A 10,254-nucleotide genomic window follows, 5' to 3' on the forward strand; every position below is an offset into this window, starting at 1 on the left:
CATCTCCTTTACCATTCTACAGTTTCTGTCCAGGTCTTGCCGCTTGAAGGGAACATCTCTCCAAATCCCAGATCACTTACCGTCACCTTACACTCTGTTGCAGAAACATACTGTAATTCCAGCAGAAGTCTGGTAGTCTTGTTTGGACGTACCGGGATGCCAGGCAGCATCATACCTACCCGTCTCTTCTCCGGTCTGTCATAAGTACTTACCACGAAAACCAGCTCCTCTGTGTCATCAAGGATAAATTCGCAGGATGCTTTGCTGTCATACCAGTTGTTTCCGGCTTCGATCAGCGGATAATAGGTCGGAGATCCCATCACTCTCATCTCCATACCCACGTCTGCCATAATCAGAGATTCACTTAAGAAACGATATCCTTTCAGAGCCTTATTCTCCAGTCTCTCTTTCCCTGCAGAGCAGGCTCCCTTCGCAAAGAGATTATTTCCATAAAAAACTTTGCGTTTCTGATAGCACAATAGTCTGACTGACTGTTCTGCCCAGTCCTGTGAAAATCCTTCACCAGTGATCTGAATACTGGAATACAAATCCTTTCCGAGAGTTTTCTTCGCAAATTTACAGAATTCAGAGTCTCTCTCTTCTCCATCCTCAGGTAGAGATGTCTCTACGGCTTCCTCAAGTTTTACTGTAACTGGTTTCGTTGCTCCGTTCATGGTCATCTTGCGGAAAGATACGCCGTCCTGTCTGAATGTATACCAGGCAACACTTCGGTTCCAGGTTTCTCTCTTCTGGGATAATACATAATAGAAGAAACTTTCTCCATAATCCAGAAGCATATATTTCTCATGCGGAAATCCAAGTGATTCAAACGCTTTCTGAAAGTTCTCAACCTGAATCACTGTCAGTTTCTGAAGTGTCACAGCTACACACTTGATATTTCTGGTCAACTCTGTCACTCCAAGAAATTTCAGCATTCCCTGCAAAAACTGCGCAAGGATTTCCCAGGGCGCAATCTCTCTTCCCTCGATCAGAACAGAATCTCTCTTCTCGCAGAGCCCATAAACATTGTCGATCATGATCCCGCCCTTCTCACGGACAAAATACTCTGCTTCAAGACCTACACAATAGTCTTTCTGCTCCGGTCTCCAGCAAAGACAGCTCGGCGCTTCATCCTGACTTCCGCCTACTTTCATAGAAAGAGATCTGGCTTCATCTCCTTTTCGATCATAATAACAGATCTGCGAATATTCTCTGCCAAAATCAATTCCAACAATTATATCACGAATTTCGTTCATTTATTCCTCCTGGTTTCAGAGTAATCTGATCCTGTCCTTCCTTCTCAATCCCAAACATGTTCTGCACATACTGCTCCTGGCGAAGATACTTCTTCATCTGAGAAAGCACTTCTTTGTTCTTGTCCAGTCTGCGTGCAGAAAGCATCTGATTGATCATATGATACTTACTTACAGGCGCACCCTCAACCTTACTCATGGTAATTACGCGTTCCTGTGTCTGATTTACCTGATCACCCTTCTCTGCCTTGAAATAATATCTCAATGTTTCACCATAAAACAGTGTAAATGCTTTTGAGTAAATACCTTCATATAAGTTTCGGAGCGGCTCAGTCTGGTATTTCACCTGATTTCCAAGTCCAGCATCCAACGCATAATAAAGAGTAACTTTTGCATCCGGGTCTGTATGATATTCCACAAAAGTCTTATCATCCAACTGATATGGACTGAGAACTGATACTGGAAGCTTCTTAAAGAATGCAAACCGCATATCATTCTTCACACATTTCTGCAAGATTTCTTTTACATTCTGAAGCTGTTCTTCATCCAGATTCTTCTCCTTTGAATAAGCTTCCAGCAAAGCAAGGCTACATACAAAATCAACCGGCCATTTCTCTCTGTATACGTATTCCAGCTGTCCTCTCACAAAAGTACTCATCGGATATTCCCTTACAAAAGTTCCATATGCCACCTGTGTAAGATATGCGCCTGTGATCTGCTCTTTTCCACTGTGATGGACATAGTCCTCCAAAATCTTCTCTCCCTCTTTGCGGAAATCTGCTGTGAACATCAGTAAACCAAGAAGTTTCTCTTCCAGTTCATAGGTATCCATTTCAAATCCCTGAGCACTTTTCCACACTGCCATTAGCTCGTCGATCGGACCAAATCTGTAATCCATCAGATATTTCAGGATCACTTCGTCATATTTTCCATGTCTGTATACATCAGATGCAAGTGCAAGTAGTTCATCGTCCTCTTCCATCTCACATCTTGTCAGCATCCTGCTGGTCAGTTTAAGCTGGCTCTCTATAGAAATTCCTTCATATCCATACTCTGAAACAACTGACATCGCCTGTCTGTACAGACCTCTGCCGACCAGTACTTCCAGAAGTCCCGTACGGTCCACTTCTGCAAACTTTCGGTAATCCATCTGTTTCAGATAACTGTCCATATCCTCTTCACAGATATGCTCCGCATAATATACCAACAATTTCTCCCTGATATTTCTCTGGTATTCATCCGAAAATCCCTCTGTATCCGGAATTCTCTGAAATACTTTCAGATTAAGTGCATCTGGCTCTGCATTCTCACTGCAATGAAGTACTAATCCTTTTTCTTCGATATCAAAGGCAAGAACTTTGTCGATCATTTCCCGTTCATTAAATAATTTCTTGACATTATAATCTACAGTTGCCGCATAGCGTCTCTGCTTCTCATCCTGGAATAAGATCACTGCATCATCTGTATAAATTCTTGGATAAGCCACACCATGAATGCACGGATAGTTCTCTTCTTCTCTAAGCTGTTCATGACGCACGATCACATAGCGGATCTTTCTGTCATCACAATACAGTCTGCAGGTAAACATCTTCTGCGCAAGCAGTTCTGCCTGCCCTTCTGTCTTCGGACTGTTCAGAAATTCCTGATAAAGAGCTGCATAATTCTCATTCATGCGTCCCTCTTTTGCCTTACGCATGGCAAAAACTTTCATATGATCACGATAATCGGCATATGTCTGAGGCTGTCGCTCTTTATTGCCTATAATACTTGCATAGATGAATGCTTTCTTGTCATCTCCAAGAGATGTATTGTTATATGTGAAATACATCAGAACCGGCTTCGGAAGTTCTCTCTGATAAGAAGTATCCATTGTTTCCACATAATACTCATACAGTCTTGTCAGACGGATTCCTTTCTCCACTGCCAGAGAAAACCATCTGAAATATTCCTGTTTCCGCGGATCTCCGAGCATGATATATCGGCAGATTGCTTCCAGTGTATCATCCGATTCAAAGGCATCGTATCCCAGCGCCAGTGCTCTGTACATACTTCTGCTGAATTCTCTCTCATATCCGGTAAGATAAGCAAATCTCATCACCAGTTCTTCTGTCAGAAGACCTTTCTGACCTGCAAACAAAAACACCTGCGTCCAGAAACTGCTCATTCTATGCAGAAGCGACGTATCATTACTGATATAATTCCACGCTTCAAGATAAAGGAACGGACTTCTACATCCCCTGTCAAAAAGCTCCTCCATCATAAAAACAAGTCTGGAAGGTGATCCCTGATCCTCCGGATTCATCTCCAGCCAGAGTTTAAACAGAAGGAAACTATCTTCTTTCTGCAGAAAGAAATTGCGCAGGCGTCTGGCTGCCTGCTCTTTATCCTTATATAATCCGGTAAGAAAACAAAGATACAGATACGCACCTGCCAGTTCCAGATTCTCTCTGGTAAAATTCTGATTCTTAAATGTTTTCAGAAGCTCTCTGGCCTGCTCTACTTCCCCTTCCATATAAAGAAGATATGCTTCATAAATCTGATATTCCGGATAATCGCAGCCCTCTTCTTTCAGCTGATTGATCACAAATCGGCTGCTTCCAATCCATGTTTTGCTGTCCATTCTCCTGCAGGAATATTCCAGCAGATCACGTAGCAATTCCAGTTTGTGCCTCTTCACATGAATCTCCGTTCGAAGTTGCACTTTCGGTTCTACAGATGCGGTAATCTGATAAGTCAGCTGCTGATAAGGGCTCTTTACGATAATTTCGCCAAACTGACGGCCCTTCTTCAATCTCTCCTTATGGATCACATATTCTACCTGATAATAACTGCCTATGAAATCCTCATCCGTAACCACATGTCTGGAAACCTCCAGAAAATCTCCCTTTGTCTCCACATCCAGTCTGAGATGTCCCCATCCGCTCTTCTGAATGACAAAAGATTCCCTAACAGATTCACTGATATCATAAAAGCTGTTATGGTCTGCTTTCAGTTCAATCTTTACAGGTTCTTTTCTTCCTGTTCCGATGAGAAATTCTTCTACATTCTGGAAAGTTACCGGCTGTCTGGAAAGTCCTCTATAGAGAGCTTTCTCTTTCTTATCAGCGTCTTTTAAGAGAAGTTCAAATTTACTATCTGTAAAAATGCGGTATGCTTCCTTGAAATCATCTTTCGCAATCTCTGCAAAAGTATCCATATCCGGAACTTCTCCGGCTATACTCTTCAGTTCTGCTTTCTCCGTCTGGATCAGAAACGGCAGCTTATATTCTCCAATATTGGTCGTAAAGCAGATCCATCCTTCGTGTCTCTCACCCGGACGCATTCCTACGCCATCAATTCCGTACTGCAGTCTCACGGCAGTTCCCGAAAATTTCTCTATCCCCGGCACCACGCGTCTGTTAGAAGAGGTAATATATCCACGAATTCTCTGGTCATCCTCTGCTCCAAAATACAGCTCTCCTTTATACACGTCTCCTGCCTTCAGAGTCACTTCTATCTTATCCTGTGAAAAAATGAGCTGCGGATGTTCGTATCTGAATTTTCCACTTAATAGTTCTTCTATCGTCTTCTTCAAAATTGTCCACCTTATATCCTTGCTTTAAATTACAGTGCTGCTGTCCACAAAGCCTATTGCGATTAATTATACACCACAAACTGTATCCGCGCAATAACCCGTCTTCTGTTAATTCTCAGTAACAATTCTCATTTATCCGCCAGAGGTGAATTTTCTTTATACACATGTCTCCATGGAATCTGTCGGGAAACAGATGCAAAATCTTCTCTGCATATTTCCCGGATTCTTCCATCTGTCTGGATCAGCAGCAGCCGATCTGCCAGTGATAAAGAATCCGATAAATTCAAAGAAAGATCCACAACTGTAATTCCTTTATCCAGAAAGTCTTCCAAAAGTTTCCATATCACCATTCGATGAGTAAGGTCTGCCCCTTTAAATGGTTTCACACAGAAAACGATCTGTGGATTCTGAAGCATCACTCTGGAATAGACTAACTGGTATTTCTGCTTCTCACTCAACGCCTCCACAGGCATCTCAAATACTTCATTTCCTAATTTTTCACTATATTCCTGCCGAATGTTATTTCTTATTTTGTGATTTGGCCAGAGATTTCCCATCCTTCGGGACAAAGCCATACACAAATTATCCATATAATCCAGTTCTGGAAAAATCATACTCACTGTAGGCGATTCCTGTATCACAGACATTTTCGCATTGCCGTAAAAATCTTCCTTTAAAATCTCTGTCATTTCCTGCAGAATCCTGTTTTCATGGATCTGGACTGCCAGGTATTCTCCCTTATATATTGGAAAAGAAATTTCTTTCCCTGCTGACTCACTGTAACTTTTCCATTTCAGGATTTCTTCTGTTTTTTTGCCATTTTGTTCTCTTTTCTGCAGATGATTTCGGACCATCCTGTCATATTCCTCTGTATAAGAATAAACTTCCCTCACTTCTACCCGCAGCATATCTCTGGAAATAATTTTCCAGATCCTTCCGTTCGTCAGCATAGCTGCTCTGTCACAGATATTACTTACTTCTTCGAAATGCGGACAGATATAAAGAAAAGAAAAGCCTTTGGAAGCATAATGCCTGATAATCTCATGAAGCTGTCTCAGTTCTCTGTAACTGATCAACGCACCGATTTCTTCCAACACGATCAAGTGACTGCCTGCCACTACTGCACGCAGCAATTCTATCACCACACGCTGAAAAACCGACAGATTTTCAATTCTCGCATCTGCCGGTATCTCAATTCCAATTTCTTTTAAAAATGGCTGCAACTGCCTGTTAAGAAGCTTTGTCCGGATCAGTTCCTGTTTAAATCCCGGACGCATAACAAACACATTATCAGCAATCGTCATAGTTTCCACCAGAGAACTCTTTGCCTGTATAATGCCTATCCGATTATGTGTTCCCAGCGATTTTTTCCAGAAATTGACCAGTTCTCCGTTATAATAAATATAACCATCATAAATAGGAAGATTCGTCTGAAGAAGTTCCAGAAATGCTGCCATTCCAAAACCGTTAAACGGCACCATTCCCATAATCTCTCCTTCATAAATTTGAAGATTGAAGTCTTCCAGACGGGTAATCTCTGCTTCTTTATAGGTGACTCTTTCCATTCTGAAAATTTCTTTTCTCATTTCAGCACACTCCGGTTCTTTACCTCTCTGTCATTCTCTGTGAGAGGAATGGTAATCTCCACATCTGTTCCCCTCTGCGGCACAGAATATACATGCATTCCGTATTCGTCACCAAAGATCAGATGAATACGGTTGTTTACATTTACAAGTGCAATGCCGCCTTTTTCTTCTTCTGAAGAATTCAGAGAGTCATTTGCCCTTCCAAGCTTTCTGTTCAGCGCCGCCAGTTTCTCCTCATCCATTCCTACTCCATCATCCGAAACACAGATGATCAGTCTGTCCACACTGGAACACTGTTCACATTGTTTCCTGAATTTTTCAAGTTCTGCCAATCTGTCCTGCATCTGTACACAGGCTCCAAAAATATCTGCGGCACAGGATATCAGTTCCTGAATCTCGCATCCCCTTGGATTTCTGATCGTACGGACTTTCTCCTGCAGATATTCTGCTGCCTGATCTGCCAGTTCTGTGCTGAGTGTTTCCGCTGCATGGGTAATCTCCCGCAGATATCGGTCCAGCATTTTCTCACCCTGCATGGAATTCTCTTCCCCCATATATTCCAGAAGACGTCCACTTCCTTTCACAAGCCTCTGATAGATCAGCTTCTGGGCTTCCTGTGCAGAGTCCGGCAGTTCCCGGAGTTCTTTTGATGCACTTCCCAGTGATATGGAGAAATCCACCTATTTAAAAATTGCTTTCTGTATTTCAATCTGATTGAGCGCATTCTTCAGCACACGACGGATCTCATCCTGATATCTGCCCTCATAATTTACAAATCCAAGACCGTAAAATCCCCTGATTTCCATTGCCAGCTCCAGGCATTTATCCTTCAGATTCCTCTCAAGGATCTCCTTTGCTTTATCCTTCAGTACTTCAACCGATGAATTTCCAAGTGCATTCTCCTCACAATCCATCTTCAGGCAGAACGCCTGGATAAATCCTGGTTTCAGATAGATATGGTAGGTATCTTCCACAACTTCCTCTGTAAGTGTATTCTGATTTTTTGCAAAATCCCCACCAAATAAAGCCAGAACAAATTCACTTCTCATATGATTCTCATTTTTCTGTGCCCGCTGGATCAGTACTTCTTTATCCCTCTCAGATTCTCTCTTCTGACCTATCTTGCTCTTCAACTTCTCCAGTGTCTCTGCCAGTTCTTCCAGTCGATGTGATATGTATACGATTCCGCATCCCTGTGCTTTCAGATCTTTGATAATCCTGAAAAAATCTTCAATCTCTCTTGCTGTCAGCGCTGAGGTCGGCTCATCCATGATCAGGATCTTCGCATGGATGGATAATGCCTTGGCAATCTCAACCATCTGCTGTTTGGATACCGGCAGATCTCCGACTGTCTGATCCGGATCAATGTCGATTTTCAGTTCGTTCAGGATATTTCTTGCTTCCTGACGCATTTTTCTGTTGTCCAGGATCCCTTTTGCAACCATCTCACGACCAAGGAACATATTCTCTGCTACTGATAAATGCTTACACATGTTCAATTCCTGATGGATAATGGCAACGCCTGCTTCCTGTGCCTGCTTCGGTGTTAAGTCATCATATGACTTTCCGAATATCTCCATGGTACCACCATCTCTGGTATAAACGCCACTCAATATTTTCATAAGTGTCGATTTACCTGCACCATTTTCACCAAGCAGTGCCATAACTTCTCCTGACCGTAACTCAAAATGTACATTATCCAGAGCTTTAACACCCGGGAAAGTCTTGCTTATATTGTTCATGGAGACAATGACTTCGTTCATATATTTTCCCCCATTCAAAGCTTTTTTGTCTTTGTTTTTTTGTTCTTTTTTTCTATGTCATAATCATACGGCATTTTTTATTTGTGCAAAAGAGGGGAGAAATTCTTTTTTAAAGGGGGTTTTTTATGCATTTTATTTCATTACATGATTATCACCGTAAAATTTCCCCTTTAAAGCAATATTGGCAATCTATATTTGCTGTTCGTTTATAACTGGTATCTGACCGCTTATTGCTGTTCGAAGGAGACTTACTGTATCAGATTTGGATAAATGCTGTTGCTGGGCACAAAGTGAACAGTAACTAAATACTCACTTATTTGTGTATTGCGCAAAGTGAAATCGTCTTATATAATAAAGTATATCTTACAATTGAGACAGGCAATTCTTTCAGATATTCACAAGATGTCAGATTTATTCACATGAATAAAAAAGCATACACCTGTTTCAACAAATAAACGGAGGTGTCCCATGAAAAAGTTAAAAGTATTCTCTATCTCGGCAATTCTTCTTGCCATCTGCTGCTGTCTGATGTTCCCGGTTTCCGCATCTGCAGCATCTAAGATCCGCAGCAAATTCGACCACAAACCAAGCGGAAATATCTATTACTATGATAAAGACGGTCACACAGTAAAGGGACTGGTCACCATTAAAGGAAAAAAATATTACTTTAATGAAAAGGGAATCCAGCAGAATGGCTGGCAGAAGATCAAAGGAGACTATTATTTCTTCCAGATCCGTAATGGTTCCTACGCTTATATGGTAACTTCCCAGCGCGTCAATGGAATTTACCTTACCAAGAGCGGAAAGGCACGTTATAACAGTGAAGAGAAACGAAAATTGAATCTTATGGTCACTGCCAACCAGATCATGCGTCATTCAACTAAGAGAAATATGTCCAAACCAGAGAAACTGTGGAGATGTTATCTGAAAGCCGTCAGCTATGGATACGGCGGTACAGGCAATGATTATGACTTCCGCTACTATTATTCTAACTGGGATGTCAGCTATGCCGAAGACATGTTTTACCGTGGACGCGGTGACTGTTTTGCCTTTGCATCTGCGTTCGCTTATCTGGCAAATGCTGTCGGATATGAAGCCAAGGTTATCTCCTCCGGTGGACATGGATGGGCCGAGATCAAAGGAGAAGTCTGCGATCCAAACTGGGCAAAAGGCACTGGAAATATTGAACGGTATTACCGCATGAGTTATGACCTGAGTGGTGTGGATGGTCGCCCATATTATAAAGGGAACAGAGCTTATGTGATCACTATCTGATCTGTTTTCGAATTTCCAAAACATGTTTCAATAATTCAATAGTAATCGTATTTTAACCGAATCAGGTAAATCCCCTGCTTCAATTGCGAATATCCGCCTGACTTGAAGCATTATTAGTCAAACCAATAAATTATACGCATTTACTACTTACCTGACTCAATTAACCCAAAAGTTCCGGATATCTACTCAGATAGATTACCGGAACTTTTTTTATGAATATTTGCCTAAAATTATCAACCGTTTTTTTCTGCAGTTTTTAATAGGCGGAATACCTGTTCTACAGTATCAGTCATGTTGGCTTTTGCATTCTCCGGTTTCATGGCTTCTTCCAGTGTCACCACACCTCTGAGGATTGGGAAGAATGCGTCGATTCCGTTCTGGTTGCAGGCAACGGCTTCTTTTGTTACACTTCCTGCAAAAGCAATGACAGGAATGTCATGTTTCTTTGCCAGACGGGCAACTCCGACGGGTGCTTTGCCCATTGCAGTCTGACCATCCAGTCGGCCTTCTCCTGTAATTACGATGTCTGCATTTTCCATATATTTCTCAAGCCCGGTTTCCTCTAAAACAATCTTAATCCCGGATTCCAGAACCGCATTGGTAAAGCTTAAGAATGCAAACCCAAGTCCGCCTGCTGCACCTGTACCAGCCTGGTGTGCATTAGCTTTTGTGTATTTCTTCTCTGTAAGTGCGGCATAGTTTTCCAACCATTTGTCCATCTGCATGATCATGGATGGGGTTGCACCTTTCTGTGGACCGAATACTGCACTGCTGCCGTTTTCTCCACACAAGATGTTTGTTAC

General features: G+C 42.0%; 6 protein-coding genes and 1 pseudogene. 1 reads left to right on the top strand and 6 read right to left on the bottom strand.

What is annotated here, in order from left to right; translation table 11 throughout:
- Nucleotides 1–8: 8 nt before the first annotated feature.
- The 5 genes and pseudogenes from ACTNES_RS10555 to ACTNES_RS10575 form a co-directional block, all read right to left on the bottom strand.
- Nucleotides 9–1,256 carry a DUF5716 family protein gene (locus tag ACTNES_RS10555; protein WP_291816006.1) on the bottom strand — a complete coding sequence of 416 codons (1,248 nt, stop codon included), beginning with the start codon at nucleotides 1,254–1,256 and terminating at the stop codon, nucleotides 9–11.
- Nucleotides 1,240–4,827 carry a DUF5717 family protein gene (locus tag ACTNES_RS10560; RefSeq protein ID WP_291816009.1) on the bottom strand — a complete coding sequence of 1,196 codons (3,588 nt, stop codon included), beginning with the start codon at nucleotides 4,825–4,827 and terminating at the stop codon, nucleotides 1,240–1,242. The genes ACTNES_RS10555 and ACTNES_RS10560 overlap by 17 nt, the downstream gene beginning before the upstream one ends.
- Before the next feature lie 128 nt (nucleotides 4,828–4,955).
- Nucleotides 4,956–6,413, bottom strand: coding sequence for an ATP-binding cassette domain-containing protein (locus ACTNES_RS10565; RefSeq protein ID WP_291816011.1), 1,458 nt, complete (start codon nucleotides 6,411–6,413; stop codon nucleotides 4,956–4,958).
- Nucleotides 6,410–7,093, bottom strand: a complete 684-nt coding sequence (locus ACTNES_RS10570) for an ATP-binding protein (protein ID WP_291816013.1) — start codon at nucleotides 7,091–7,093, stop codon at nucleotides 6,410–6,412. Before ACTNES_RS10570 ends, ACTNES_RS10565 begins: the two co-directional genes overlap by 4 nt.
- A gap of 450 nt (nucleotides 7,094–7,543) precedes the next feature.
- Nucleotides 7,544–8,176 (bottom strand): annotated as a pseudogene (locus ACTNES_RS10575) (ATP-binding cassette domain-containing protein); the annotation flags it as partial.
- 468 nt (nucleotides 8,177–8,644) lie between these two features.
- Here ACTNES_RS10575 and ACTNES_RS10580 point away from each other — a divergent pair.
- Nucleotides 8,645–9,451, top strand: a complete 807-nt coding sequence (locus ACTNES_RS10580) for a transglutaminase domain-containing protein (protein ID WP_441039250.1) — start codon at nucleotides 8,645–8,647, stop codon at nucleotides 9,449–9,451.
- A gap of 233 nt (nucleotides 9,452–9,684) precedes the next feature.
- Here the strand turns inward: ACTNES_RS10580 and ACTNES_RS10585 are convergent.
- Nucleotides 9,685–10,254 (bottom strand): glycerate kinase family protein (locus ACTNES_RS10585; RefSeq protein ID WP_441039251.1); only part of this gene is annotated, 570 nt, incomplete at its 5' end.

This window comes from Blautia sp. HCP3S3_D9 (assembly GCF_052063845.1).
In the GTDB taxonomy this organism is placed as follows: Bacteria; Bacillota; Clostridia; order Lachnospirales; family Lachnospiraceae; genus Blautia_A.

Bases quoted from the DNA above. Each gene is read 5' to 3' on its own strand.
- ACTNES_RS10565 (WP_291816011.1), bottom strand. From the start codon at position 6,413: ATGAGAAAAGAAATTTTCAGAATGGAAAGAGTCACCTATAAAGAAGCA.
- ACTNES_RS10580 (WP_441039250.1), top strand. From the start codon at position 8,645: ATGAAAAAGTTAAAAGTATTCTCTATCTCGGCAATTCTTCTTGCCATC.
- ACTNES_RS10555 (WP_291816006.1), bottom strand. From the start codon at position 1,256: ATGAACGAAATTCGTGATATAATTGTTGGAATTGATTTTGGCAGAGAA.